Below are 26,452 nucleotides of genomic sequence, written 5' to 3' on the forward strand. Positions count from 1 at the left end.
ACAATGGATTTGGCTGTACCCGGCTACTGCCCCTGGAAGGTCTCAAGATACGCCAGCAGATTCTCGATCTTCTCCTGATCGCTGATCCCCCAGAAAATCATGCGCGTGCCACTCACCACTTTCTTTGGGTTCTCGATATAGGCCGCGAACTTTTCCCTAGTCCATACCACGCCCGAATTTTTCATCGCGTCGGAATACTGATAGTCCGCCGTGGTGCCCGCCAGCCGCCCGATCACCCCATTGAGCTGTGGCCCGAAGCCGCCACGGGCATTCAGCCCGACACTGTGGCAACCGCCACAGGTCTTGGTGAACAGCCTGGCGCCTGCCTCGGCGTCGCCTGCTGCCGCCGCCCAAGTGTTGAAAAGCATGGCAGTGAACAACAGGGTCAGTAAGGCAGCGGGTTTCATCAGGGGCTCCAGGTCGGGGCTTCAGGCAGTAGAGGGGGCAATTATGCCTAAGATCTACTTGTCCTCGTGCAGGTTGTTGAAGGGCCTCTCGGTAAACATTTGGATACAGCCATTCAATTGCCATCACTCTCGCCCTCTGTTTGCATGCGCACTTTCCATCAGCACGTCAGTTCAGGAGAGATCGATGAGAACCATGGTGGTCGGTGCTAGCAAGGGTTTGGGCAGGGCTTTTATGGAGGGTCTGGGCGGCGTGGGGGATACCTTGATCGGTGTCTCGCGCAGCCGTCCAACCGACCTGCTATCCAGCACCGGCGCCGAAGTGTCGTGGGTAGAAGCCGATCTTGGCCAACCGGCGCAGGCCGCGCAGTTCATCGAGCAGGCAGTGGCACAGGACGGCCTGGACACGCTGATCTATAACCTGGGTATCTGGGAAGAACAGGCATTCGATGCGGCCTACAGCTTCCTCAAGGATGAAGACACGCAGTTGGAAGCCATCGTCAGTTGCAACATCACCGCCCCCCTGCTGTTGATCAAGCGCCTGCTACCCGTGCTGTTAAAAAGCTCCAACCCACGCATCATCTTTACCGGCTCGACCTCAGGCCTGCCCCAGAGTGGGCGCCCGGAGGTGACGTTCGGTGCGTCGAAGTTCGCCTTGCGCGGCATGGCCGATGCCTTGCGCGAAGGTTATCGGCACCAGCGCCTGGGCGTGACCTGCCTGAACCTGGGTTACCTGAATACCGAGGATCCATTGAGCACCTCCCGGCTTGAGGCCGAGCAGCGCGGCGACGGGCAATTGATCCCGGTACACGACGTGGTGCAGGTGGTGCGCATGGCGTTGAGCCTGTCATCGGCCAGTTTCGTCAAGGAACTGACCTTGCCGGCCCTGATGGATGAGCGCTTCTGACTGAATGAGCCGAATCTTCAGACGGCCAAATAAATAGCCATCAGACACAACGGCACCAACACCAGCCCCAACAGCATCATGAACACCACACTCATGGCGTTGGTCCGGGGCGTGCCGACGTGGCTGACAAAGCCCATGCACAACCGTCGCAGCAGGTCGGCGCCCCTGGCGAACTGGTAGGCCACGGTGATGGTCAGCAGCGAGAGTGTTCCGGTGACTGCACAGTAAAACAGGATCGGCTCGGGCATGAAGTAACTGGAGATAAAGCCTTCGGACGTGGCATAGATAAACGTCACGGGCTGAAACAGCGCTATCGCATACAGCACATTGCGCAACGGGTCGAAGGCTATGGTCGGCCGCACTTCGTCAGCGGGCAGCAAGGCGTACAGTTCGTTCGCGTCCGACCAGCGAAACCAGTAGACCGCCACGCTGAACAGCACGTAGGCCAAGGCAATCGTCGCCGAAAAACACCACAGGAACCGCCACGAGCCAAACCCGCGGCGCATACCCACGTTGATGCTCCACTTGGTCAACTGGATGGTCACGCAGTCGATCACAATCGCCACCAGCAGGCCCTTGCCATAGAAGTCTTTGATGGCTTGCAGCACGTTCGGCGGCGGCGGCACATTGAACACGTGCTCGGGATTTTTAAACAGGTAGAGATCCAGCAGCCACACCACAAAAAACACCAGCGACACCAGCAAGGTGTACAGCGGGATGCTGATCAGTTGGCGCCGGGCCAGGAACGTACTCCCGAACACCCGCTGGAAGAGGTTGGCCCACAACTGGGCGATCCCGATAAACCGGTCGCGACCAAGGCTCATGCCACTCAAGGTCTTGAGTATTTGCAGGCGACTTTTCTTGGTGCCGAACGCAACGGCGACCAACACCCCGGTACACCCGAACAAAACGGTGGAAACGACGATCAACGCCCCGATCATTTCTTTCACACTGGCATCCCTTGCGGTGAATTTTCGCGCTGCACATCCTGGCTTATCCCACGCGTAATCCGCAAGCAACGGCGGTTTACCGCGCCCTCTAATACGATCAAATGACCACCCATCGAATAAAAAACATCCAATCGAACCTATCCGCTGACAGCCCACTCCACCTTACTCAACCCGGATGGTGGAGTAGTGATCATGGCTCAGCCATCGATATTGGTATTGGAAGACGACGAGATCATTCGCTCGTTGATGGTGGATGTGCTGGAGGAGTTCGGCGCGGTGGTGACGTCTTTTTCTTCAGCCGATGAAGGGATGATTTTCCTCGAGCGCACCAGTGACCCGGTGGACCTGATTGTCAGCGATATCCAGATGCCCGGCCTGCTCAATGGCTATGACCTGAGCAAGGTGGTGGCCCATCGCTGGCCGTCCTTGCCCGTCGTGCTGACGTCGGGCAATACGGTGATGGCGGCGCAGTTGGGCAATACGGTGAAGTTCCTGCCCAAGCCATGGAGCACCGAAAGGCTGCTGCACTGCGTGCAAACCGCCTTGGAACAGGGCCCTTCCCTGCACTAATGGCATCGCGACACCTACACAATCGAACTTCGCGCTAAGCCGTGAGGTCTTTCTTTGGGTAAGTTTTGATATTTCTGACGCCAATGTCAGATTTATCAATACATCCCATCAGATAAAGACTATAGGTTGTATAGAATTGCGCCCCACCCTTATCCACGCGCCAGCCATGGCCTGCCCTGGCCCACCAGCTCGAGCTTATTGAATGCATCCACAGGCCCATGACGTTGGTGTGCCCTCCCTGCTTGAAGCCCTGCGTTCAGGCACAGGTTTGCTACACGTGGCCCTGGAAAAGCGCTTGCCGTTCTTTTCTGCACAACTGGATGCCGGCTGGTATCAGCGATTGCTTGAGGCTTACTACGGTTTTTACCGCCCAATGGAATCGCGACTGTACGACAGTGGCTTGATTCCCGTGGGATTCGACCAGGCCCTGCGGGTAAAGACGCCGACCTTGCACACCGACCTGAACGCCTTGGGCTTGGCCAACCAGGCAATTGCCGGGTTGCCCGTCTGCCCTGCGCTACCCCGCCTCGACACACCGGCCGCCTGCCTGGGGGCGCTGTATGTGCTGGAAGGCGCGACCCTCGGCGGCCAGGTGCTGCGCCGGGAGATGGCCCAACGCCTGGCGCTGGACGCCAGCAACGGCGGGGCCTTTCTCAATGTATACGGTGCCGAGACCGGTCGGCGCTGGAAAGATTTTCTCGACTATTTGGGCCACGTCCCGCTGGACGACCTCGGCCGTCAGCAGGCGGTGGACGCGGCCTGCTCGACATTCCGCTGCTTTGAGCAATGGCTCGACGGCCAGGAGGTATTGCTGTGAAACCCCAGGATTTTGAAGAATTACTTGCCAACTGCGCCGACGAGCCCATTCGTTTTCCCGGCGCGATCCAGCCCCATGGCGTGCTGCTGACCCTGCGCGAACCGGACCTGCAGATCGTGCAGGTCAGTGCCAACGTCGCCAGCCTGTTCAATCACCAGCCCGATGCCTTGCTCGGCCAGACACTGGACACGCTGCTGGGAGCGGAAAATGCCAACCTCGTGAAGCAGATGGCCAGCCAATCCAGTTTCATCGACGCCCCGGCGCTGCACGTCACACTCAACGGTGCCGAGTTCGAGGGCCTGCTGCATCGCCACCAGGGCGTGCTGGTGCTGGAGTTCGAGCCGTTGCACAAGCATTTCCAGCCCAAGCCCCAGAATGGCCGCACCAGCAACCTGGGCAAGATGTTGCAACGTTTGCAGTCGGCGAAAACCCTGCAAGCCTTGTACGAAATCAGCGTCAGTGAAATCCAGGCCATGACGGGCTACGACCGGGTGCTGATTTATCGCTTCGAAGAGGAAGGCCACGGCCAGGTCATCGCTGAAGCATCCGCGCCGTCCATGGAACTGTTCAACGGCCTGTTCTTCCCGGCGTCCGACATCCCGGAGCAGGCCCGCGAGCTGTACCGCACCAACTGGCTGCGGATCATCCCCAATGCCGACTACGAGCCGGTGCCACTGCTGCCCAAGCTACGCCCGGACACCGGGCAACCCTTGGACTTGAGTTTCTCGACCCTGCGCAGCGTGTCGCCGATCCACTGCCAATACATGAAGAACATGGGCGTGCTGTCGTCCATGAGCATTTCCCTGATGAAGGGCGACAAGCTGTGGGGCCTGATCAGTTGCGGCAACCGCACGCCACTGCACGTGCCCAACGACTTGCGCACCACCTGCCAGACCATCGGCCAGGTGCTGTCGTTGCAGATCAGCGCCATGGAAGCCCTGGACACCAGCCGCCAGCGCGAGGAAAAGGTCGCGGCACTGGGCGTGCTCAACCAGGCGATGAGCGCTGCCACCGACAATGTGTTCGATGGCCTGGCCCAATACCCGCAAGTGTTGATGGACCTGGCGCAGGCCGGTGGCGTGGCGATCATTGACGGCCAGCAATTGCACCGCTACGGCCACTGCCCGGAGCCGGCGCAGATCCGCGCGCTGCACAAATGGCTACAGGAAACCGGACAACCGGTGTTTGCCAGCCACCACCTGTCAGCGCTCTACCCGCCGGCGGCGGACTACCAGCCAGTGGCCAGCGGCGTCCTCGCCATGAGCCTGCCCAAGCCGGTGGACAATGGCGTGCTGTGGTTCCGTCCGGAAGTCAAAGAGAACATCCAGTGGAGTGGCGACCCGAAGAAACCGTTGGCCCTGGAAAAATCCGACACGGGCCTGCGCCTTCGCCCACGCACCTCGTTTGAAATCTGGAAAGTGGAAATGGCCGGCATCTCCACCAAGTGGAGCCACGGCGACCGTTTTGCCGCCAACGACCTGCGCCGTTCAGCCCTGGAAAACGACCTGTCACGCCAGGTCCTGCGCGAGCAGCAGGCAGTGCGTGCCCGTGATGAATTGGTGGCAGTGGTGTCCCACGACCTGCGCAACCCGATGACCATCATTTCGATGCTCTGCGGCATGATGCAAAAGGCCTTCAGCTCCGATGGCACCCATTCTTCGCGGCGTATTTCCTCGGCCATCGACACCATGCAGCAAGCCGCCGGACGCATGAATGTGTTGCTCGAAGATTTGCTCGACACCTCCAAGATCGAGGCCGGCCGCTACACCGTCAGGCCCGTGCAACTGGAGGTCAGCCAGATCTTTGAAGAGGCCTATGCGCTGCTCGCACCCCTGGCTCTGGCAAAGGGCGTCGACCTGTCGTTCAACGCCGAACCCGGCCTGCAAATCAATGCCGACCCGGAGCGCCTGTTCCAGGTGCTGTCGAACCTGATCGGCAACGCCATCAAGTTCACCCCACGCCTGGGCAATATCGGGATTTCGGCGATGAGCAATGGCGAGGAGATTGTATTTGCGGTGCGCGACTCCGGTGAAGGCATAGCCCCTGACCAACTGCCCCACGTGTTTGACCGCTATTGGACCAAAGGCGAAAACAACCCTACGGGCACTGGCCTGGGCTTGTACATCAGCCAGGGCATCGTCCAGGCCCACGGCGGGCGGATCGAGGCCGAAAGCGAACTGGGGCGCGGCAGCGAGTTTCGCTTTACCGTACCCAAGGTGGCGGGCTTGTGCTGACCGTTTTGTAGGCGCCGGCTTGCCGGCTCCTACAGGTGTTGGTTGCTTTGACAAAACACCGACATCCACTGCGTTAACCTAGCCAGTCCAATCCCGCACAGAGCCATGTTTTCATGCTGCAACCCGAGACTTTGCCCGCCGTCCTCGCCGGCCCCCTGTTGCGCCGCCTGGAGCCGGGGCGCCTGGTGTTGTGGCTGGTGGGCAGTCGCGCGCTGGCATTGACCCTGCGGCTGCAGTTCAGCCAGGACCAGCACCCATGCGTTCTGGATATTGAACTCGACGCCACCCGCTGCCAGGTGATCCCCGTGGGCCGCGCAGCCTTTATCCACCTGATCGATGTACCGCTGGCCACGCCGCTGCCCCAGGACGTACCCATCAGCTACGACCTGTTGATCAATGATGGAGCCGGCATCGCCCAGTGGGCCCCGCACCTGCTGTACCCAGGTGCCAAGACCCCGGATTTCATCCTGCACAGCCGTATCCACCAGTTGCTGCACGGCTCTTGCCGCAAACCGCACCATTACGCCGATGAAGGTCTGCTTTGTGCCGATCGCCTGCTGGCCGCAGACCGCAGCCTGGCCCAGCGCCCAGCCCTGTTGATGATGAGTGGCGACCAGGTGTACGCCGACGATGTGGCCGGGCCGATGCTGCGCGCCATCCACGGGCTGATTGCACGCCTGGGCCTGTTCGACGAGCACCTCGATGGCGCCGTGGTGGACGACAGCACCACGCTCTACGACCACCCCGCCAGCTACTACCATCGCGCGGACCTGCTGCCGGCCCTGGAAAGCAACGAGACCCTGCGCGAACGCTTTTTTGGCGGGGTGAAAAAGCCGATCTTCACCAGCAGCACCGCCGACAACCACCTGGTGACTTTTGCCGAACTCGTGGCGATGTACCTGCTGGCCTGGTCGCCGACACCCTGGACCCTGATCGCCGCACAACCTCCCAGCGGGCTCACGCCCAAGGAACAGGAGCGCTACGCCCGCGAGCAGGTGCCTGTGGATAAGTTTCGCGACGGCCTGGGTGGAGTGGCACGGGTGTTCGCCCATGTGCCATGCCTGATGATCTTCGATGATCACGACATCACCGATGACTGGAACCTCAGCGCCCAATGGGAACAGACCGCCTATGGCCACCCGTTCTCCAAGCGCATCATCGGCAACGCCCTGCTCGCCTATATGCTCTGCCAGGGCTGGGGCAATAACCCCGATGCCTTCGCCCAACTCGTGGAAAAAACCCTGGCCCTGGCAGCAACTGCCCAGGACCACGGCAACCATTTGTCCGCGCCCGCCCAGGACCAGTTGCTCGAAGACCTCCTGAAGTTCCAGCAGTGGCACTACGTGCTGCCCACCACCCCGGCGCTGGTGGTCATCGACACCCGCACACGGCGCTGGCGCAGCGAATCCACGCTCAAGCAACCCTCCGGCCTGCTGGACTGGGAAGCCTTGAGCGAGCTGCAACAGGAACTGCTCGACCACCCTTCGGCGATCATCGTGTCGCCCGCGCCGATCTTCGGCGTCAAGCTGATCGAGACGGTGCAGAAAGTCTTCAGTTGGTGCGGCTACCCACTGTTGGTCGATGCGGAAAACTGGATGGCCCACCGTGGCGCCGCGCAGGTGATCCTGAATATCTTCCGCCACTCCCGAACCCCGGGTAACTACGTGATTCTGTCGGGGGATGTGCATTACTCGTTCGTCTACAAAGTACTGATCCGCCAGCGCAATGCCGGGCCGCACATCTGGCAGATCACCAGCAGTGGCATCAAGAACCAATTCCCGCCCCGCCTGCTGGAATGGTTCGATCGCCTCAATCGCTGGCTGTACTCACCCCGTTCGCCCCTGAACTGGCTCACCCGCCGTCGCCGCATGCAAGTGGTGCCATACATCCCGGAACATGCCGAGGCCGGCGAGCGCCTGTGGAACAGTGCGGGCATCGGCCAGGTGTTTTTCAACGAGCAGGGCCAGCCCGAGGCGATTTACCAGCACAACGCCAACGGCACGCCACCCACGCGCATGCTGGAACCGCAATAGCCCGGCCGGCGCCAATAATGGCGTTTAGCCACACTTTCATCGCCCCTTCTAAGCCGGCAAACCTCGTTGTACAGTACGCGCAGCCACGGAGTATCGGCGTTAACACCTGACTGGCCACAGTGAGCCAGCATCCTCGCAGGGAGCGCGCAGATGGGCGATACATCCGATTTTGATCCGTTGAAAAGTGAGCTTTTCGACGTCAACGCCGACCTGGTCCATGCCATCATGGAACTGGTCAGCGATGGAATCTGGGACTGGGATGCCAACACCGGGTTTGTCTATCGCAACCCCGGCTGGTACGAAATGCTGGGCTACGATCACCACTCCCTGGAAAACACGGTGTTCACCTGGGAAAGCGTGATCCACCCCGACGATTACCCCCATGTGATGAAACTCTTCGACGACTACATCAACAGTCGCACCCCCCTTTATCAGGCCGAATATCGCTGTCGCAAAAAAGACGGCACCTGGTTGTGGATCGAAGACCGAGGCTACATCATCGCCCACAACCCCGATGGCTCGGTGTGGCGCATGGTCGGCGCCCACCGCAGCATTCATCAACGCAAACGTTCCCTGGAACAGCTAGAGCGGCGCAACCAATCCCTTGAAGCGCTGGTAGCCGAACGCACCCGCGAACTGTCGCGGGTCAACCAGCAACTGCAGTTGCAACTGGACGAAAACCGCTCCCTGGCCGAGCGCGATACCCTGACCCGGATTGCCAACCGCTATCGCCTGGAAAAAGTCCTGTTGGAGGAGTGCGAGCGCGCCCAGCGGTTTCGCCTGCCGTTGGCGGTGATTGCCATGGATGTCGATGACTTCAAGCCCATCAACGACCAGCACGGTCACGCCGTAGGTGATGCCACGCTGTTGCGGGTGGTCGAACGCCTGGAACACTGCGTGCGCCAGGGCGACCTGCTCGCGCGTTGGGGAGGTGATGAGTTCATGGTGGTCCTGCCCAAAAGCACCATGGAAACCGCCAGGAAGCTGGCCGAGCGCATCCGCCAGGCCATTCACGACATTCCCCCCGTGGGCGATTTCAAGGTGACCTTGAGCCTGGGGCTGGCGCAACGCCTCCCTGACGAGCCCCCCACCAACCTGATGGCCCGGGCAGACCAGGCGCTGTACCGGTCCAAGGCAGCGGGCAAGGACCGGGTTTCACAGTAACCGCGCACAGGCTCCGACAGTCCGCACTACACCAGACTGTAGGAGCCCAGATCAGTAACGCGCGTCCACCGGCTTACCGCCGTTCGGCCAGTCCTTCACCTTGTCCGGGAAGTCCGGGCGTGGTTTTTGCGAGAAGTAGGCGGCGACGTCTACCGCTTCCTGGTCCGACAAGCCGCCCTGGCCCAGTGGGAATTTCTCGTGGAAGCCGATCGGCATGTTGCGTTTGACGAACGCTGCCGCCGTGTAGGTGCGGGCCATGCCGGCGCCGATGTTGAAGGACTGATCGCCCCACAACGGTGGGTACACCAGGCTGCCGTCGGCGCGGGCCAGGCCCTCGCCGTCGTTGCCGTGGCACACCGCGCATTGCTTGGCGTAGACCTGCTCGCCATTGGCCAGGTCGGGCTTGATGGCCGGGTCGATCTTGCCTACGCCACGGCCGGGGACTTTGTCCTCGGGCTTGGTGTTGTTTTTCATCCAGTCGAAGTACGCCACCATCGCCTGCATGTCCGCCGATTGTGGTGGCACGGGCTTGCCATTCATCGAGCGGCGGAAGCAACCGTTGATGCGCTCTTCCAGGCTCACCACCTTGCCAGCACGCGGGGCGTAGCTGGGGAAGAATGCCGACACACCCACGAACGGCGAACCATCAGCCACAGTGCCAGCGTTGAGATGGCAACTGGTGCAGTTCAGCGAGTTGCCGACATTCTCGGGCAGCAGTTCCTTGGTTTGCAGGTGCAGGCGCATGCCGCGTACCACCTGGTCGGCATTCGGCGCCGCCAGCAGGTTGGCCAGGCGCGGCGTCTCGAACGCCGAGGAGTCGGTGCTGACCGGGTTGAGCTGGTCACGCATTTTCTTCACCTGGGCGGTGCTGATCGGCGTGCCTTCGTTACCCCAGCGCGCGCGCACAAAAGTGAGGATTTCCGCTACTTCGTTATTCCCCAGGCGTGCGAAGCCCGGCATGGTGTAGACCCGGGGATGGGCGGCGGTCTCGGCGGTTTCCCAACCAGTGAGGGTGATGTGCAGCAGCGAGGTCGGGTTGCTGGCCACCACGCCGGCGTTGCCGGCCAATGCCGGGAACAGGCCCTTCACGCCCGCGCCGTCGCTGCGGTGGCAATCGCTGCAAAACTGCATATAGCCCAGGCCGCCCCGGCTGGTGAACAAGTCCTTGGGCAGTTCGACAGGGCCTTTGGCGACAGCCGGCATCGGCAAGTCGTCCTTGCCCGGTGGCAGGGATTTGAGATACGTCGCAATGGCCGTCAGGTCGGCATCCGTGAAGTGCTGGGTGCTGTGACGGATCACGTCCACCATGTTGCCCGACACGGTGGCAAAGCGGTTCTGCCCGGTCTTGAGCAACTGCACGGTGTCTGGCACCGTCCACAGGTTACGCAGGCTCAAGGCACGCCAGTGTTCGACGGTTTCCCCGCCCAGGTAGTGCTCGCCGCTGCTGCCGGCGTCGCTCATGGCTTTTTCCTGGAAGGCGATACCGCGTGGGGTATGGCACGAGCCACAGTGGCCGAGGCCCTGGACCAGATAGGCGCCACGGTTGAGCACGGCATCCCGGGCCGGGTCGGGCTGGAACGGTTGTTTGTCGAGGAACATGAAATTCCACAACGCCAGGCCCCAGCGCTGGTTGAACGGGAAGCCCATGTCTGCCTCAAGGTTGGCCTTTTTCACCGGCTCGACGGCTTGCATCAGGTAGGCGAACAGGGCCCGCATGTCCTCTTCGCTCATCTTCGCGTAGGACGGATACGGCATCGCCGGGTACAGGTTCATACCGGCCGGTGTCACGCCTTCGCGCATCACGCGGTCGAACTGTTCGAAGCTGTATTGACCAATCCCGGTCTCACGGTCCGGGGTGATGTTGCTGGAGTAGATGGTGCCCATGGGCGTGTTCAGCTCCAGGCCACCCGCCATCTCGGCGCCTTGCTTGGCGGTGTGGCAGGCGATGCAGTCACCCAGTTGGGCAACGTATTTGCCCTGGGCGATCAGTTCGGTATCGGGTTTGGCGGGTTCGTTGGCGTGCAGGGGAAGCGCAAGACACAGCGTCGCCCCCATCAAGGCCAAACGTGACAGAGAAAGGGCCATCGCATTATTCCTTTAATAACCTGGCCTGGGGGTTGGCCCCTGGGTACAGGTTTTGTCTTCGTTTTTATGAGGTCATCAGGCGGATAACCGGGGCTGGGTAAGCCCCGGTTGTGTTGTAGCGGATTTTCGATGGTGGCCCGTTGACATGGATCAGGGCCGAAGCGCTTCAGGCGTTTTGCAGGTAGTGCGCAGCGTCGAGTTCGATCATCACCGGTTGAGGGGTGGCGGCCAGGCTTTGCAACAACGCGTGCAAGGCCTGTGGCGTGTCGGCCGTGTGGTGGGCGACGTGGCAACTGCGGGCCATCGCGGCAAAGTCCGGGGTCAGGATATCCACCCCCAGCGGCGTGATTTCCCGGGCCTGCATATAGTCCCGGATCTCGCCGTAGCACTGGTTGTTCCACACCACCAGGATCACGCCGATGCCGGCCTCGCGGGCCGCGATCAGTTCGTTGCTGGCAAACTGCAGGCCGCCATCGCCCACCAGCGCCACCACCGGCCGCTCGGGCTTGGCCAGCTTGGCGCCAATTGCCGCTGGCAATCCGTAGCCGAGGGTGCCGTAGCCGGTTCCGGCATTAAACCAACTGTTGGCAGCCGGGGCCTGGTAGCCCACCGCGCCCTGGTACACCGGCTGGGTCGAATCGCCGACGATCAGCGGGTCGACCAGGCTGTCGCGCAGCAGGTCCAGCAAGCCTTGCAGCCCCTGCTGCTTGGCATTCCACGTCTCGCGCTCCAGGCGGTTGACGCGCTGCACGCTGTCCTGCGCCCAACGCCCGCTCGGCGCCGGCGGACGGACCTCATCCAGCAGCGCCTGCAACCCTTCGCGGGCATCGCCCACCAGCCCGACATGGGCGCGTTGCACGCCCATGACTTGCATCGGGTCGATATCCAGGCGGATCAGCGGCGCCTTGAATTTCAGTGGGCCAAGGCCGAAGAAGTCGTAGTCGGTCTCTCCCAGTTCAGTGCCCACGGCGAGGATCACATCGGCCTCGTCAAACAACGAGCGGCCGTGCCTGGAAGACTGCACGCCGTCCAGCAACAACGGGTGGCCCATGGGCAGCAAGCCACGGGCATTGGTTGTCAGGGCCACCGGCGCTTGCAGGCGTTCGGCCAGTTGCTGCAAGACTTCGGCGCAATCACGGGCGCCGCCGCCAGCGAGGATCAGCGGCCGCCGCGCCTCATTGAGCAGGCTCAACGCCGCCCGCAGCGAGGCCGGCGCCGGGGCCGGGGCGCCTGGCAGGCTGCGGGGCATCAGGTTGAGGTCCACGGCGGGCATGTCCAGCACATCCAGGGGGATTTCCAGATGCACCGGACGTGGGCGCGCGCACTTGAACACGGCGAAGGCGCGGGCCAGCAATTCCGGCAATTGCTCCGGCGATTGCAGGGTATGGCTGAACGCACACACACCAGCGACCATCGCGCGCTGATCCGGCAGCTCGTGCAGGTGCCCGTGGCCCAGGCGCAGGTGTTCGCGGCGGTTGGTGGTGGAAATCACCAGCATCGGCACCGAGTCGGCATAGGCCTGGCCCATGGCGGTCAGAATATTGGTCATGCCGGGGCCGGTGATGATGAAACACACCCCCGGCTTGCCGCTGGCGCGGGCGTAGCCGTCGGCCATAAAGCCGGCGCCCTGCTCATGGCGCGGGCTGACATGGCGCAGGCGGCTGCCGTGCAGGCCGCGATAGAGCTCGACGGTGTGCACGCCGGGGATGCCGAACACGGTATCTACCCCATAACCTTCCAGCAGGCGAACCAGGGACTGGGCGCAGGTGGTCATTGCTCATTTCCTTCTTATTGTTCTGTGTCGATTGGCCAGACCTTAGGGCGCGCTCGGAGGTCGGACAAGCAAAAAATTTACCGGCCATTGGCAAAAAAAATTCACGGATTGCCGCGCGTCAAAGCCCGCCACCCAGCTGCGATTTCACCCACTCGCCAAATGCCTGTACCACCGGGCGCTCGACTTTCTGGTGATCGGCCACCAGGTAATAGCCACGGTTGGACTCAATCTCGGTCTCGAACGGCCGCACCAGCAAGCCCCTGGCCAGGGCCTCGCCGCTGATCAGGTTGTCGCCCATGGCGATGCCCTGGCTGGCGATGCACGCCGACTGCACAAAGTGCGCATCGGCAAACACGATGCCGCGCTGCACATCGACATTCGGTGCACCGGCGGCGGCCAGCCAAACGCGCCAGTCGGAGTAGTCGATCATATGCAGCAACGGCGCACCGGCCAGGTGCTCCGGGTTCTTCAGGCCGCCCATGGTGTTGACCAGGCGCGGGCTGCACACCGGGAAGTAGCGCAGCGAGACGATCTTCTGCACATGCTGGTTGGGCCAGTCGCCCATGCCGTAGGCGATAAACAGGTCGGCGCCGTGGTCGCTGGTGTCGTCCGGGGTGCGCGGTGATATCAGGTGCAGTTCGACCTGTGGATAAAGTGCCTGGAAGTCGGCGATATGGGTGCACAACCAATAGGTGGCAAACCCCGCCGGGCTGCTGATACACAGGCGCCCGCTGACCTGCTGGCCATCGAAACGCTGCCCGGCCTCGAGGATATTGGCCAGCAGCCCGTGGATATCCCGGGCATAGCGCTCGCCCTGCCAGGTGATGCGGATATTGCGCCCGGTGCGCTCGGTCAGGGCAAAACCCAGGGTCTGTTCCAGGCTCTTGATCTGGTGGCTGATGGCGCTGGGGGTGAGGTTCAGCTCGGTCGCGGCCTCGGACACGCTGCCCAGCCGGGCCACCGCGTCCAGCGCGCGCAAGGCGGTCATGGAGGGGTAACGCATGGATGTTCACCTGCTCAAAGATACCCGCACCATAGCCGCAATCGCGCCTGAGACATAGCCGCCGGCGCGCGGGACAGTTGAATTAAATTTCAATATCGAGCGAAAAATGCTCGATTGACCTCAAGTGGCCAGTGGCTATTCTCGACCTGCATCACGGCATTCCCAGACTGGCCGGCGATGGTCGTCAGCGATGACGTGGGCATTCTGGATAAATGCGGTGTTCTGGCGTTTTTCGCTGGCAAGCCAGCTCCTACAGGGGGCGGTGTCCAGGTTGATCAATTTACAAAAATAAAGAGGGAAAACCCTTGAACCCAGTCACCCCGGTGGTCGCCATCGATGCTTTGCACAAGAGCTATGCCGCGCACCATGTTCTCAAAGGCATTTCCCTGCGCGCCAATGAAGGCGATGTGGTGTCGCTGATCGGCTCCAGCGGTTCGGGCAAAAGCACCCTGCTGCGTTGCATCAACCTCCTGGAAATACCCTGCAGCGGCAGCCTGCGCATCAACGGCGAAGAAGTGCGCCTGAAAAAGGACCGCGCCGGCAACCCGCTGATCGCCGATCCTGACCAGGTGGCACGCCTGCGCACGCAACTGGGCATGGTGTTCCAGAGCTTCAACCTGTGGCCCCACCGCACCGTGCTGGAAAATGTCATCGAAGCACCGGTGTATGTGTTGGGTGAAGACCGCAAGGACGCCATCGCCCACGCCGAGCACCTGCTGGAAAAAGTCGGCCTGGCCAGCAAGCGCGATACCTTCCCCGCCTTCCTGTCCGGCGGCCAGCAACAGCGCGTGGCCATCGCCCGCGCCCTGGCCATGCGCCCGCGCGTGTTGCTGATGGATGAACCCACCTCGGCCCTCGACCCGGAACTGGTCGGCGAAGTGCTGAAGGTGATCCAGGGCATCGCCGAAGAAGGCCGCACCATGATCCTCGTCACCCACGAAATGGCGTTTGCCCGCGATGTATCGAGCAAGGTCATGTTTTTGCACCAAGGGTTGGTTGAAGAAGAAGGCACGCCCCAGCAAGTCTTCCACAACCCCACCAGCGAGCGTTGCCGCCAGTTCGTCATGGCCCAGGACAATCGCGTTTGAACTGCCGCTTCCATCCTTCAAAACAATAACTTCGAAAGGGTCAAGCCATGCATAACTCTCTGAAATCCCTCGCCGCCGGCTGCGTGCTCGCCGTGCTGTCCCACAGTGCAATTGCCGCCGAGAAAATCGTCTTCGGCATCGCCCTGGAACCCTACCCGCCGTTCTCCGAAAAAGCCGGCAATGGCGCCTGGAGCGGCTTCGAGCCGGACCTGATCAAGGCCCTGTGCGAACGCCTGCAAGCCCAGTGTCCGCTCAAGGAAGTGTCCTGGGACGGTTTGATCCCGGCGCTGCAATCGAGCCAGATCGACGTGATCCTCAACTCCCTGAGCATCACCGAGGAGCGCGAAAAGGTCATCGCCTTTACCGCCCCGTACTACCAGACTCCGGCCATGTGGGTCGCCGACAAAAGCCTGGAGCTGGTCACCACCCCCGAAGGCCTCAAGGGCAAGTTGATCGGCGTGCAGGGCTCGACCTCCAACGCCACTTACCTCAAGGCCTACTACGCCAAGGGCTCGACCCTGCGCTACTACAACACCCAGGACGACATGACCGCCGACCTGCAAAGCGGGCGGATCGACGTGATGCTCGCCGACGCCCTGACCATCGAGCCGATGCTCAAGTCTGATGCCGGCAGCGGCCTGGCCGACAAGGGCCTGGCGCCCAAAGACCCGCTGTTTGGGTCCGGCATCGGTGCCGCGGTGCGCAAGGGTGATGACAGCCTGCGCGAGCAGCTCAACACCGCACTGGCGGCGCTCAAGGCTGACGGCACCTACGACAAAATTCGCAGCCGCTATTTCAGCGTCGATATTTCCGCGCAATAACGTCCAACGGAACGCGCCATGATTTCTTTGTCCGAACTCACCCAGCTGTTCGTCGCCGATGGCTGGCTCAACGCCCTGCTCCAGGGGGCGGTGGTGACCTTACAGATTTCCGCCGGGGCCTTTGTGCTGGGCCTGGGCATCGGCCTGCTGGTGGCCATGATCAAGCTCAAGGGCCCACGCTGGATGGTGCGCCTGGCCAACCTGTACACCACGCTGTACCGCGCGGTGCCGGAGCTGCTGCTGATTTTGCTGCTGTATTACGCCGGCACCGACCTGCTGAACATGGCGATGGCCGCCATGGGCCGCGAGAGCGTGACGGTCAACGGTTTTATCGCCGCCGTGCTGGTGCTGGGCATCGTCCAGGGCGCGTATTCGGCAGAGATCATTCGCGGCGCGATCCAGGCCATTCCCGTGGGCCAACTGGAAGCGGCGCGGGCCTTTGGCATTGAGCGCTGGCTGCTGGTGCGCCGGGTGTTGCTGCCGAGCATGTTGCCGTTTGCCATGGCCGGCCTGTCAAACCTGTGGCTGGTGCTGGTCAAGGACAGCGCGCTGATCAGCATCGTCGGCTACAGCGAGTTGCTCTCGGTGGGCAAACAGGCGGCCGGTTCCACCAAGCATTACCTGGTGTTCTACCTGGCGGTGGCGGCGGTGTATTTCATCATCACCCTGATTTCCAACGGAGCCTTCCGGGTGTTCGAGCGACGGATCAACCGCTGGATGCCGCAGCACTAAGGAGCGCAGCCGATGGACTTTTCATGGATCAACAGTTTTGGCAACGAACTGCTGCACGGCCTGGGCATCACCCTGAAGTTGCTGGCCTTGTCCGGGGTGTTTGGCTTCTTGCTGGCGGTGCTGGTGGCGTTGGGGCGCTTGTCGTCCAACCCACTGATCAGCGGGCCGTTGCGCGCCTATACCGCAGTATTCCGGGGCACGCCGCTGCTGGTGCAGATCTACATCCTGTATTACGGCGTGGGCAGCGTGTTTGCCAGCTACCCGCTGATTCGCGGCAGTTTCCTCTGGCCGTACTTGCGTGAAGGTTTCTGGTACGTGGCCCTGGCGCTGATTTTGTGTGTCGGTGCGTATGTCGGCGAAGTGCTGCGCGGTGCCCTGCGCGCCGTGCCACGGGGCGAACTGGAAGCGGCGCGGGCGTTTGGCATGAAGCGCCTGATGGTGCTGCGCCGGGTCTGGTTGCCACGGGCCCTGGAGTTGGTCAAGCCGACGCTGGTGGGCGAAACCGTGCTGCTGCTCAAGGCGACTGCGCTGGCCTCCACCGTGGCCGTCACCGACCTGCTCGGCGCCGCCAACCTGGTGCGGGCACAGACGCTGCGGGTGTATGAGCCCCTGTTGGCGGTGGCGGTGATCTACATTGTCCTGGCGTTCGTGATCGAACACGTCTTCTCGCGCTGGGGCAAAGTCCCGCAGCGCCAGGCTTGAATCAATTTTAGGAGAACAAGGATGCGTTATTCACCGTTTGTCGAGCGCATTAGTGGCGAGTCCGTCAGCGCCTGGGATATTCACTACGCGGCAGTCGAAGCCCGTGGCCGTGGCGAAGATGTGATTGTGTTGAGCGTCGGCGATCCCGACTTCGCCACCGCCAGTGCCATCTGCGAAACCGCCGTCGACGCCCTGCGCGCCGGCGACACCCATTACACCCACGTCCTCGGCCGACCGGCCCTGCGCGAGGCGATTGCCGCCAAGCAAAGCCGTCTGCAAGGCATCGCCGTACACGCCGATAACGTGGCCCTGGTGGCCGGTGCGCAAAACGGCCTGTTCGCCACCTCGTTGTGCCTGTTCAGCCATGGCGACGAAGTGCTGGTGCCGGAGCCGATGTACCTGACCTACGAGGCATGCATCCACGCCTCCGGTGCGCGCATCGCGACCATCGAGCAACCGGCGGCCAACGGCTTTCGCCTGACCCGCGCGGCCCTGGAAAAAGCCATTAGCGCCAAGACCCGGGGCATTGCCCTGGCCACGCCGTGCAACCCCACCGGGAACGTCTACAGCCGTGAAGAGCTGGAGTTGGTGGCGGAAGTCGCCCGCGAGCATGACTTGTGGGTGATTTCCGATGAGGTCTACGGCCAGATCACTTACGACCAGCCGCACCTGAGCATCGCCTCGCTGCCGGGCATGGCCGAGCGCACCGTGGTGCTCAACAGCCTGTCGAAAACCCACGCCATGACCGGCTGGCGCGTGGGTTGGGTGGTGGCGCCGACCACATTGGTCGGCCATCTGGATAACCTGTTGCTGTGCATGCTCTATGGCTTGCCGGGGTTTATCCAGGAAGCGGCGATCAAGGCCCTGGAACTGGATGACGAGGTGGTGAGCGACGCGCGCACCGTGTATCGCCGCCGGCGTGACCTGGTGGTGGCCGGCCTGGGTGACATCGCCGACCTTGATTGCCGGGTACCGCAGGCCGGGATGTTCATGCTGGTGGACGTGCGCCGCACGGGGCTGTCGAGCATGGACTTTGCCTGGCAGCTGTTCCGCGCCACCGGCGTGTCGGTGCTCGATGCCCAGGCGTTTGGCGCCAGTGCCGAAGGCTTTGTGCGCATCTCCTTTACCGTCGCCGACGACACCCTCAAAGACGCTTGCCAGCGGATTGCCGGGTTTGTCGAGGGCCTGCGCGCCAACCGCTGAGTTTTATGTGGGAGCGAGCTTGCTCGCGATGCGGGCAACTCGGTCCCACAGGCACACCACGGTGATGCCATCGCAGGCAAGCCAGCTCCCACCCTTTGATCGTCGCCGCTTCTGAATATTGAGGTTTCCCCCGTGACCGCTTCCGACCAATTCACTTCCACCCACTCCGTTGTCGGCGAGCACGCTGACCTGGTGTTGCACCACGGCCGTTTCTACACCCTCGACCCGGCCCGGCCATGGGCCGACGCGGTGGCGATTCGCGGGGGACGTTTTATCGCAGTCGGCACACTCGCCGACCTGCAACACCTGATCGGCCCGCAGACCCGCCAGCATGACCTGCTGGGCGCATTCTGCATGCCCGGCCTGCACGACATGCACACCCATCCGGACCTCGCCCTGGCGCCACGCTACAGCGATGACCTGGACGTGGGCATCGAAGATCCCACCCCCGAACAACTGGCGGCAGCGATCCACGCCTACGCCGATGCCCACCCAGGCGATGGCTGGATCTACGGCCAGTACTGGGTGCGCTATACCTTCCGCGAAGCCGGCCTGACCCCAGGGCGCGAGTGGCTCGACAGCATCATGCCGGACCGCCCGGTGGCGCTTCTGGACCGTATGTGGGGGACCATGATGGTCAACTCCTGCGCCTTGAAACTGGCCGGCATCGACCGCAACACCGCCGACCCGCGCAACGGCTATATGGAGCGCGACGAACTCAGCGGCGAGCCCAACGGCCTGATGATCGACGGCGCCTACGCGCTGATCCACGCGGCCATGCCGCCGACCCCGGTGGCGGTGCTGCGCCGGGCCTATCGCGACGGCGTGCATTTCCAGAGCTCGCGTGGCGTTACCGCGACCAAGTATGTTCACGTCTGCGAGCGACGCCTGGACGCCCTCAAGGAGCTGGACGACGCGGGCGAATTGAGCCTGCGCGTGGAAGCCGCGATCAGTTGGCAGGACGACATCTTCCCGGTGCGCCGGCGTTGGGAATTGCTCGGCGGCGAGCGTCACTACTATCGCAGCGCGCGGCTGAACGCCAACGCGGTGAAGTTCCACTTCGACGGCACCGTGGAGCCCAAGTCTTCGTACCTGATGACCCCTTGGGCAGCCGACTCCACCTGGCGCGGCAAGCTCAACCTGACCCCGGAACATATCACCGACATGGTGGTGGACATGGACCGGCGCGGCCTGCGGGTGATCGCCCATTGCACCGGCGACGGCGCTTCCGATGTATTTCTCGATGCGGTAGCCGAGGCGCGGCGGGTCAACGGTGACAGCGGCATTCGTCACCAATGTGCCCACAGCACCCTGCTACATCCGGGCAACCTCAAGCGCTTCAAGGCGCTGAATGTGATCGCCGAGTTCTCCCCGGCGGCCTGGTACCCGACGCCGTTTGCCAGCGGCGCCCGCTCCGGTTACGGCGCCGAGCGCCTCAAGCGCATCTACGACTTCAAAGGCGTGCTGGCGGAAGGCGGCCTGGCGGTGATGGGCACCGACTGGCCGGTGGCCTCGATTGACCCGTGGTTGGCCCTGGAAACCATGGTCACCCGGCAAAACCCCTGGAACCAGGAACCGGACTGCTTCGGCGAGCCGATCACCCTGGAGCAGGCACTGCAAGTGGCGACCCTCAACGGCGCCCACGCCATGGGCCTGGAGCACTCCACCGGCAGCCTGGAGGTGGGCAAGTGCGCCGACCTGATCGTGATCGACCGCGACCTGTTCGCCCAGCCCGCGCGCAACTACATCCACCAGACCCAGGTGCTGCTGACCCTGGTCGATGGGCGGCCGGTGTACGACCGCCTCAACACTTTTGAAGGCACGGCGCTGCAAGCCGTGTGGCAAGGCCTGCCGCCGGTGATCGAATGAATAGCGAGCGTATTGCGGTCACGGTAGTCTCGGGCTTTCTCGGCGCAGGCAAGACCACCCTGCTCAACCGTATCGCCCAGCAGCCGCAACATGGGCGCATGGCGGTGATCGTCAATGACTTCGGCGAGCTGAATATCGATGCGGCGATCATCGCCGAAGTCACCGACGCCGTGTTCAGCCTGCAGAACGGCTGCATCTGCTGCACCGTGCAAGAGGACCTGCTGGCGCAACTGGTGAGCCTGAGCCAGATGCGCCCACGCCTGGATCGGATCGTGATCGAGTGCAGCGGCGTGTCCGACCCGCAACGCATTGTACAAACCCTGGGTTATCCACAACTCAAGGCGCACCTGTACCTGGATACGGTGATCACCCTGGTGGACGCCAGCGGCTACAGCACCCTGGAAGGTGAATTCGCGCGCTTGTCCCGCGCTCAGGTGGCGTGTGCCGACCTGGTGCTGTTGAACAAGGCCGACCTGGTCAGCGCCGCCGAACTGCAGCGCCTGCGCGCCGAGATCGGGGCGCGTACGCGGGTGATCAGTACCGTCCAGGCGCAGATCCCCGACGCCCTGCTGCTGGGCGAACGCAACCCACGCAACGGCCTGACGCCGGTGCCGGCGCCGCACCACGAACTGTTCGAAAGCTGGACCTGGCAGGGCACCCAGGCCCTGCCGGCCAAAGCCCTGCGCGATTGGCTGGGGCAACTGCCCAAGGATTTGTTCCGCCTCAAAGGCCTGGTGCATTTACAGGGCAACGACCAACCCTTCTGGTTGCAACATGTGGGCAACCGTAGCCAGTTCACCCTGGCCGGCGGCGAGCATGCGCAGGATTCATCGCAACTGGTGTTCATCGCCCGACGCGGCAGCGAGCTACGGGAGCGGCTGGAGGCGCAACTGCAAGAGATACAGGGCCTGTAGACGCGGATGACGATGAAGGCAGAGTGCCGCCTTGACCTTGCTACCCTGGCCCTTGAAAATGCCCGACGCTTTTTCGTCTCCCCGCTTACAGAAGTAGTGAAATTTCAATGTCCGATTCCCGTACTGAAGAATCCGTAGTCACCTTGCAATCCAAAGCTGAATACGAAAACGCCATCAATCTTTCACAGCATGTGCCAGCGGCCAAGAACATCAGTGAAATGGTGCTGGACGCGTTCCATACCTCCAAGGAAAGCGACCAGATCCGCGAATTGCGCATCGCCATCCGCCAGGCCCACGACGCCTTCGACGATGACCAGGCCTACGACCTGATGGGCCAGCTCAAACAGCTCAAGGACGCCGAAGCGGCCGACAACGCCGCCCTGGAAGACCTGAGCAGCAAGTTTTCGATCAGCCGCATCCTGTCCAGCTTCAAGGACGACCCCGAGTTCCAGGAACTGGTGTATGGCCTGGCGCTCAAGGTGCTGAACCAGACCCACCAGGCCATCAGCAACCCGAGCGCCGGCAAGGGCAAGGCCGCCCGGGCGAAGAAGGAAGTGGAAGTGTTTGTGATCAGCAAGGACGGGATCAGCGTGACCCTGCCGCTGCGCACGCCGCGCTCCAAGCTCAATGTTGACCGCGAGGCGCTGGAGTTTTTGGGGTTCAGCTTTGTGGGCGAAGGGGATGAAGCGGAGCTTGAGAGTGAGAGCTTTGTGGATAACTCCGGTGTCGAGCAGCCTTTGACGCGCAAGAGCATCGTCACCGCGCTGCAACAGCAGACTGCGTTTGACGGTTACAGCATCGCCCAGCAATAAGCCCTACCCCCCTCTAAATGTGGGAGCGGGCTTGCTCGCGAATGCGCAGTGTCAGTCACTTATTTGTTGATTGATACACCGCTTTCGCGAGCAAGCCCGCTCCCACAGGTAAGCAGCTCCGCGCTCTGGTTTTGCTGTTGCTTTTGATCTCAGGCGCCCCGTTAAATCACGATGGCCGCAGGCAGGTATTGCGCAGTGGGCACCCCGGCAGGATGCCGGGGTAGCCGCGACACGGCCATGGATGGCCGATCGCGGCGGGCCCACGGAGCAATGCCTGACTGCGGGCATGCCGAGCCTAGGCGAGGCACCGAGTGGTGGGGCAAGAGCCCTTTGCTTACTTTGGGGCTTTTCCAAAGTGAGCCGCCGTCAGGGCGGAACCCTAGGCCGCCGTTACCGCAGAAATGGATATGTACTCATACCAAACCACCCCCACAAAAAAGCCCCGCGCTTCTCTCGAAGGCGGGGCTTTTCATTGCATCCCAACTCAGTGGGCGTAAGTCAGCAGCAACTCTTTCGGCACCTGGAAATCCAGGGACATCATCACGCTCAAGGCCGTGATGGTGAAGATCGAGAAGACGAACAACTTGCGCGCCCAGACAGTGTCATCCACCGCCTTGTAGCCGGTCCAGGCCATGTACAACCAGTACATGCCCATGGCCGCGGCGACGGCGAGGTAGCTCATGCCGGCGTAGCCACTGAAGGTCAACATCAAGGTCGCCACAAGGAAGGCCAGGATGTAGAGCAGGATGTGTTTCTTCGCCACCTGGATGCCGCGCTTGACCGGCAATACCGGAATCGAAGCCGCCAGGTAATCGTTGAAACGGAAGATCGCAATGGCGTAGGAGTGCGGCATCTGCCACAGGCTGAACATCACCAGCAGCACCAGCGCAGCCATGTCGAAGCTATTGGTCACAGCGACATAACCAATCACCGGCGGCATCGCCCCCGACAGGCTGCCCACCAGCGTGCCGTGAACCGACTTGCGCTTGAGGTACAGGCTGTAGAGGCCGACGTAGATGACAAAGCCGATCACGGCAAACAACGCCGCCAGCGGATTGGCCACCGTGTACAGCAATGCCACGCCGGCAACACCGAGGACGGTCGCGAAGATCAGTGCCAGTTTCAGGGAGATCAGGCCCTGGACCAGCACACGATTCTTGGTGCGTTCCATCTTGATATCGATGTCACGGTCGATGCAGTTGTTGAACACGCAACCGGATGCCACAACAAGGGAAGTGCCGATCATTGCCGCCAGGAAGATGGCCAGATCGACATGCCCCTTGGAGGCCAGGAAGAAACCGCCTGCCACAGAAAGCACGTTACCGAAAATGATCCCCGGTTTGGTGATTTGGATAAAGTGCTTGAGCGACATCGGGTCTTACCTCACTTCGCCATCATGTAGGTGTGGATGCTGAACATGATCCACAACGACAGGCCGACCAGCAGCAGGATCACAATGGCCGTGAACACAAACGCAATCACGTTGTTGCGCTGGGCCTGGGAGCGATCCAGGTGCAGGAAGTAATACAGGTGGACAACCACCTGGATCACCGCGAACAACAGCACGATGGCCAGTGTCGTGGCCTTCGGCAAGGTTGGGTACATCACCAGGCCGAACGGGATGATCGTCAGGATCACCGACAGGATGAAGCCGATAGCGTAAGACTTTACGCTGCCGTGGCTCGCATCATGGCTGTCATGGGAGTGTGCATTAGCCATTACAGAGTCCCCATCAAGTAGACAACGGTGAAGACGCAGATCCAGACCACGTCCAGGAAGTGCCAGAACAGGCTCAGGCAGCTCAGGCGGGTCTTGTTGGTCGACGTCAGGCCATGCTTGTTGACCTGGTACATCATGATCGCCATCCAGATCAGACCGGCGGTGACGTGCAGACCGTGGGTACCGACCAGGGTGAAGAACGCCGACAGGAAGCCGGAACGGCTAGGGCCGTAGCCTTCGGAGATCAGCAGGTGGAACTCGTTGATCTCCATGGCGATAAAGCCAAGGCCGAGCAGGAAGGTCAGGCCCAGCCACTTCAGCACGCCCGCCTTGTTGCCACGGAAGAACGCCAGCATGGCGAAGCCGTAGGTGATCGAACTGAACAGCAGCAAGGCGGTTTCGCCCAGTACGTAATTCAGTTCGAAGATGTCGTGGCCCGATGGGCCACCCGCTACGTTGTTTACCAGTACCGCGTATACCGCGAAGATCGATGCAAACAGGATGCAGTCGGTCATCAGGTAGAGCCAGAAACCGTATACGGTCATCTCGCCCGAGTCGTGGTGATGGTCATCGTGCCCATGGTCATCGACATGGGCGTGTCCAGCATTGGTCACTAAGTTCGACATGGTTTAAGCCTGTTCCAACGAGGTTTCAACACGGTTGGCCGGAATCTTCTTCTCGGCTACCAGGCGAGCGTGCTGCTCGGCTTCGATGCGCTCGATCACGTCGACCGGCACCATGTAGCCTTGATCATCACGAGCCGCGTGGATCACGAAATAGATCACGGTGCCAGCCAGGCTTGCGATGGCCAGCCACCAGATGTGCCAGATCATCGCGAAACCGAAGACCGTCAACAGCGCGCCCATCACCACGCCAGTGGCGGTGTTGTTCGGCATGTGGATCGGCTCGTAGCGCACAGGACGCTGGTACGCAGTACCGTTTTCCTTGGCTTCGGTGAACGGATCGATGGTCTCGGCCTTAGGCAGCACGGCGAAGTTGTAGAACGGCGGTGGCGACGAAGTCGACCATTCCAGGGTGTGTGCATTCCATGGGTCGCCGGAGTCGCAGGCGTTTTGCTTGCGGTCACGGATACTCACGTACAGCTGGATCAACTGGCAGGCAATACCGACAGCGATCATCACCGCACCGAACATGGCGACGTACAGGTACGGCACCCACTCAGGGTTGGTAGTGGCGTTCAGACGACGGGTCATGCCCATGAAGCCCAGTGCATAGAGCGGCATGAACGCGACGAAGAAGCCGGTGATCCAGAACCAGAATGCAGCCTTGCCCCAGCCTTCGTGCAGCTTGAAGCCGAACGCTTTCGGGAAGTAGAAGCTGAAGCCAGCGATGTAGCCGAATACCGCACCACCGATGATCACGTTGTGGAAGTGCGCGATCACGAACAGGCTGTTGTGCAGCACGAAGTCAGCACCCGGGATGGCCAGCAGTACGCCGGTCATGCCGCCGATGGCGAAGGTCACCATGAAGCCCAGGGTCCACAGAACCTGGCTGGTGAAGCGCAGGCGGCCGTGGTAGATGGTGAACAACCAGTTGAATAGCTTCACCCCCGTCGGGATCGAAATCAGCATCGTCGCCAGGCCGAAGAAGGCGTTGACGCTGGCCCCCGAACCCATGGTGAAGAAGTGGTGCAGCCAGACCATGAAGCCCAGTACGGAGATCGCGCCCGAGGCGTAGACCATCGAGTGGTGACCGAACAGGCGCTTGCCGGTAAAGGTCGAGATCACTTCGGAGAAGATACCGAACGCTGGCAGGATCAGGATGTACACCTCAGGGTGACCCCATGCCCAGAACAGGTTCACGTACATCATTGGATTGCCACCAAGTTCATTGGTGAAAATGTGGAAATCCATGTAACGGTCAAGCGTCAGCAGGGCCAGGGTAGCGGTCAGGATCGGGAACGAAGCCACGATCAGGACGTTGGCCCAGGTGCAGGTCCAGGTGAAGATCGGCATGTCCATCAGCTTCATGCCTGGGGTACGCATTTTCAGCACGGTGGCCAGGAAGTTGACCCCCGTCAGCGTCGTACCCAGCCCGGATAGCTGTAGCGCCCAGATGTAGTAATCCATCCCCACGCCCGGACTGTATTGCAGCCCCGACAACGGCGGATAGGCAACCCAACCGGTCTTGGCGAATTCGCCGACGCCCAGGGACAGGTTGATCAGCACGACGCCGGAAACCAGCAGCCAGAAGCTCAGGGAGTTGAGGAACGGGAACGCAACGTCACGCGCACCGATCTGCAGCGGCACTGCCAGGTTCATCAGGCCGGTGAAGAAAGGCATCGCCATGAAGATGATCATGATCACACCGTGGGCGGTGAAGATCTGGTCATAGTGTTCAGGCGGCAGGTAGCCAGGCGAACCCTCGGTGGCCATGGCCAACTGGGTACGCATCATGATGGCGTCGGCAAAACCACGCAGCAGCATGACCATGGCGACGATGATGTACATCACGCCGATTTTCTTGTGGTCGACCGACGTCAGCCACTCGGTCCACAGGTAGGTCCACTTCTTGAAGTAGGTGATTGCCGCAAACAGCGCCAGACCACCCAGCGCGATCATGGCGATGGTCACCATCACGATCGGCTCGTGGAATGGGACCGCTTCCCAACTTAATTTACCAAACATCGT

The 26,452-nt window shown here is 61.8% G+C and carries 23 protein-coding genes; 14 read left to right on the plus strand and 9 right to left on the minus strand.

The genetic code is table 11. The features are described 5' to 3' along the window. Nucleotides 1-23: 23 nt before the first annotated feature. Nucleotides 24-407 carry a c-type cytochrome gene (locus HBO12_RS19645; RefSeq protein WP_170042983.1) on the minus strand — a complete coding sequence of 128 codons (384 nt, stop codon included), beginning with the start codon at nucleotides 405-407 and terminating at the stop codon, nucleotides 24-26. A 184-nt stretch (nucleotides 408-591) separates the two neighbouring features. Between HBO12_RS19645 and HBO12_RS19650 the strand changes: the two genes are divergently transcribed. Continuing rightward, a complete protein-coding gene (locus HBO12_RS19650) occupies nucleotides 592-1,311 on the plus strand; it encodes an SDR family NAD(P)-dependent oxidoreductase (RefSeq protein WP_170042984.1) in 720 nt (239 codons plus the stop codon). 17 nt (nucleotides 1,312-1,328) lie between these two features. Here HBO12_RS19650 and HBO12_RS19655 read toward each other — a convergent pair whose 3' ends face one another. Continuing rightward, a complete protein-coding gene (locus HBO12_RS19655; protein ID WP_170042985.1) occupies nucleotides 1,329-2,261 on the minus strand; it encodes a hypothetical protein in 933 nt (310 codons plus the stop codon). 192 nt (nucleotides 2,262-2,453) lie between these two features. On the opposite strand from HBO12_RS19655, the gene HBO12_RS19660 reads away from it, so the two are divergent. The 5 genes from HBO12_RS19660 (at nucleotide 2,454) to HBO12_RS19680 (ending at nucleotide 9,079) form a co-directional block, all read left to right on the plus strand. Beyond that, the gene (locus HBO12_RS19660) at nucleotides 2,454-2,831 is read left to right on the plus strand and encodes a response regulator (RefSeq protein ID WP_170042986.1); all 378 of its coding nucleotides are present in this window, start codon (nucleotides 2,454-2,456) and stop codon (nucleotides 2,829-2,831) included. A 202-nt stretch (nucleotides 2,832-3,033) separates the two neighbouring features. Then, nucleotides 3,034-3,648 (plus strand): biliverdin-producing heme oxygenase, encoded by a 615-nt coding sequence (locus HBO12_RS19665; RefSeq protein ID WP_170042987.1) that lies wholly within the window; start codon nucleotides 3,034-3,036, stop codon nucleotides 3,646-3,648. Then, nucleotides 3,645-5,882 carry an ATP-binding protein gene (locus HBO12_RS19670; protein ID WP_170042988.1) on the plus strand — a complete coding sequence of 746 codons (2,238 nt, stop codon included), beginning with the start codon at nucleotides 3,645-3,647 and terminating at the stop codon, nucleotides 5,880-5,882. Before HBO12_RS19665 ends, HBO12_RS19670 begins: the two co-directional genes overlap by 4 nt. A 113-nt stretch (nucleotides 5,883-5,995) precedes the next feature. After that, complete coding sequence (locus tag HBO12_RS19675; protein ID WP_170042989.1) at nucleotides 5,996-7,915, plus strand: alkaline phosphatase D family protein; 1,920 nt, start codon at nucleotides 5,996-5,998, stop codon at nucleotides 7,913-7,915. Nucleotides 7,916-8,065: 150 nt separating this feature from the next. Next, nucleotides 8,066-9,079, plus strand: a complete 1,014-nt coding sequence (locus HBO12_RS19680; protein WP_170042990.1) for a sensor domain-containing diguanylate cyclase — start codon at nucleotides 8,066-8,068, stop codon at nucleotides 9,077-9,079. 51 nt (nucleotides 9,080-9,130) lie between these two features. Here the strand turns inward: HBO12_RS19680 and HBO12_RS19685 are convergent, their stop codons facing one another. The 3 genes from HBO12_RS19685 to HBO12_RS19695 all read right to left on the minus strand — a co-directional run bounded on the left by HBO12_RS19685 (nucleotide 9,131) and on the right by HBO12_RS19695 (nucleotide 13,941). Further along, nucleotides 9,131-11,164, minus strand: a complete 2,034-nt coding sequence (locus HBO12_RS19685) for a c-type cytochrome (RefSeq protein WP_170042991.1) — start codon at nucleotides 11,162-11,164, stop codon at nucleotides 9,131-9,133. A gap of 166 nt (nucleotides 11,165-11,330) precedes the next feature. Beyond that, a complete protein-coding gene (locus HBO12_RS19690) occupies nucleotides 11,331-12,938 on the minus strand; it encodes a 5-guanidino-2-oxopentanoate decarboxylase (protein ID WP_170042992.1) in 1,608 nt (535 codons plus the stop codon). 118 nt (nucleotides 12,939-13,056) lie between these two features. Further along, the gene (locus HBO12_RS19695; RefSeq protein ID WP_029300234.1) at nucleotides 13,057-13,941 is read right to left on the minus strand and encodes a LysR substrate-binding domain-containing protein; all 885 of its coding nucleotides are present in this window, start codon (nucleotides 13,939-13,941) and stop codon (nucleotides 13,057-13,059) included. Nucleotides 13,942-14,246: 305 nt separating this feature from the next. Between HBO12_RS19695 and HBO12_RS19700 the strand changes: the two genes are divergently transcribed. The 8 genes from HBO12_RS19700 to HBO12_RS19735 all read left to right on the plus strand — a co-directional run bounded on the left by HBO12_RS19700 (nucleotide 14,247) and on the right by HBO12_RS19735 (nucleotide 22,082). Further along, complete coding sequence (locus HBO12_RS19700) at nucleotides 14,247-15,029, plus strand: ABC transporter ATP-binding protein (protein ID WP_076962773.1); 783 nt, start codon at nucleotides 14,247-14,249, stop codon at nucleotides 15,027-15,029. Nucleotides 15,030-15,076: 47 nt separating this feature from the next. Next, entirely contained in the window at nucleotides 15,077-15,850 is a 774-nt protein-coding gene (locus HBO12_RS19705) for a transporter substrate-binding domain-containing protein (RefSeq protein ID WP_169956230.1), read from the plus strand. 18 nt (nucleotides 15,851-15,868) lie between these two features. After that, nucleotides 15,869-16,582, plus strand: coding sequence for an ABC transporter permease (locus tag HBO12_RS19710; RefSeq protein WP_169902072.1), 714 nt, complete (start codon nucleotides 15,869-15,871; stop codon nucleotides 16,580-16,582). A 12-nt stretch (nucleotides 16,583-16,594) separates the two neighbouring features. Further along, nucleotides 16,595-17,284, plus strand: coding sequence for an ABC transporter permease (locus tag HBO12_RS19715; protein WP_057437876.1), 690 nt, complete (start codon nucleotides 16,595-16,597; stop codon nucleotides 17,282-17,284). Nucleotides 17,285-17,305: 21 nt separating this feature from the next. Beyond that, on the plus strand, nucleotides 17,306-18,487 hold the full coding sequence (locus tag HBO12_RS19720; RefSeq protein WP_170042993.1) for a pyridoxal phosphate-dependent aminotransferase: 1,182 nt from the start codon (nucleotides 17,306-17,308) through the stop codon (nucleotides 18,485-18,487). Between the two features lie 132 nt (nucleotides 18,488-18,619). After that, the gene (locus HBO12_RS19725; RefSeq protein ID WP_170042994.1) at nucleotides 18,620-20,356 is read left to right on the plus strand and encodes an amidohydrolase family protein; all 1,737 of its coding nucleotides are present in this window, start codon (nucleotides 18,620-18,622) and stop codon (nucleotides 20,354-20,356) included. After that, the gene (locus HBO12_RS19730) at nucleotides 20,353-21,270 is read left to right on the plus strand and encodes a CobW family GTP-binding protein (RefSeq protein ID WP_170042995.1); all 918 of its coding nucleotides are present in this window, start codon (nucleotides 20,353-20,355) and stop codon (nucleotides 21,268-21,270) included. Before HBO12_RS19725 ends, HBO12_RS19730 begins: the two co-directional genes overlap by 4 nt. 107 nt (nucleotides 21,271-21,377) lie before the next feature. Further along, nucleotides 21,378-22,082 (plus strand): hypothetical protein, encoded by a 705-nt coding sequence (locus tag HBO12_RS19735; protein ID WP_170042996.1) that lies wholly within the window; start codon nucleotides 21,378-21,380, stop codon nucleotides 22,080-22,082. Between the two features lie 484 nt (nucleotides 22,083-22,566). Here HBO12_RS19735 and cyoE read toward each other — a convergent pair whose 3' ends face one another. Genes cyoE through cyoB form a run of 4 tightly spaced genes read right to left on the minus strand, consistent with a single transcriptional unit; the run spans nucleotide 22,567 to nucleotide 26,449 of the window. Further along, complete coding sequence (gene cyoE, locus HBO12_RS19740) at nucleotides 22,567-23,454, minus strand: heme o synthase (protein ID WP_029300217.1); 888 nt, start codon at nucleotides 23,452-23,454, stop codon at nucleotides 22,567-22,569. Between the two features lie 11 nt (nucleotides 23,455-23,465). Further along, nucleotides 23,466-23,801, minus strand: a complete 336-nt coding sequence (gene cyoD, locus HBO12_RS19745) for a cytochrome o ubiquinol oxidase subunit IV (protein ID WP_029300215.1) — start codon at nucleotides 23,799-23,801, stop codon at nucleotides 23,466-23,468. Beyond that, complete coding sequence (gene cyoC, locus HBO12_RS19750; protein WP_038446230.1) at nucleotides 23,801-24,427, minus strand: cytochrome o ubiquinol oxidase subunit III; 627 nt, start codon at nucleotides 24,425-24,427, stop codon at nucleotides 23,801-23,803. Before cyoC ends, cyoD begins: the two co-directional genes overlap by 1 nt. Nucleotides 24,428-24,430: 3 nt before the next feature. After that, a complete protein-coding gene (gene cyoB / locus HBO12_RS19755) occupies nucleotides 24,431-26,449 on the minus strand; it encodes a cytochrome o ubiquinol oxidase subunit I (protein ID WP_057444528.1) in 2,019 nt (672 codons plus the stop codon). Nucleotides 26,450-26,452: the final 3 nt, after the last annotated feature.

Source organism: Pseudomonas sp. WS 5059 (assembly GCF_012985525.1).
Classification (GTDB): Bacteria; Pseudomonadota; Gammaproteobacteria; order Pseudomonadales; family Pseudomonadaceae; genus Aquipseudomonas.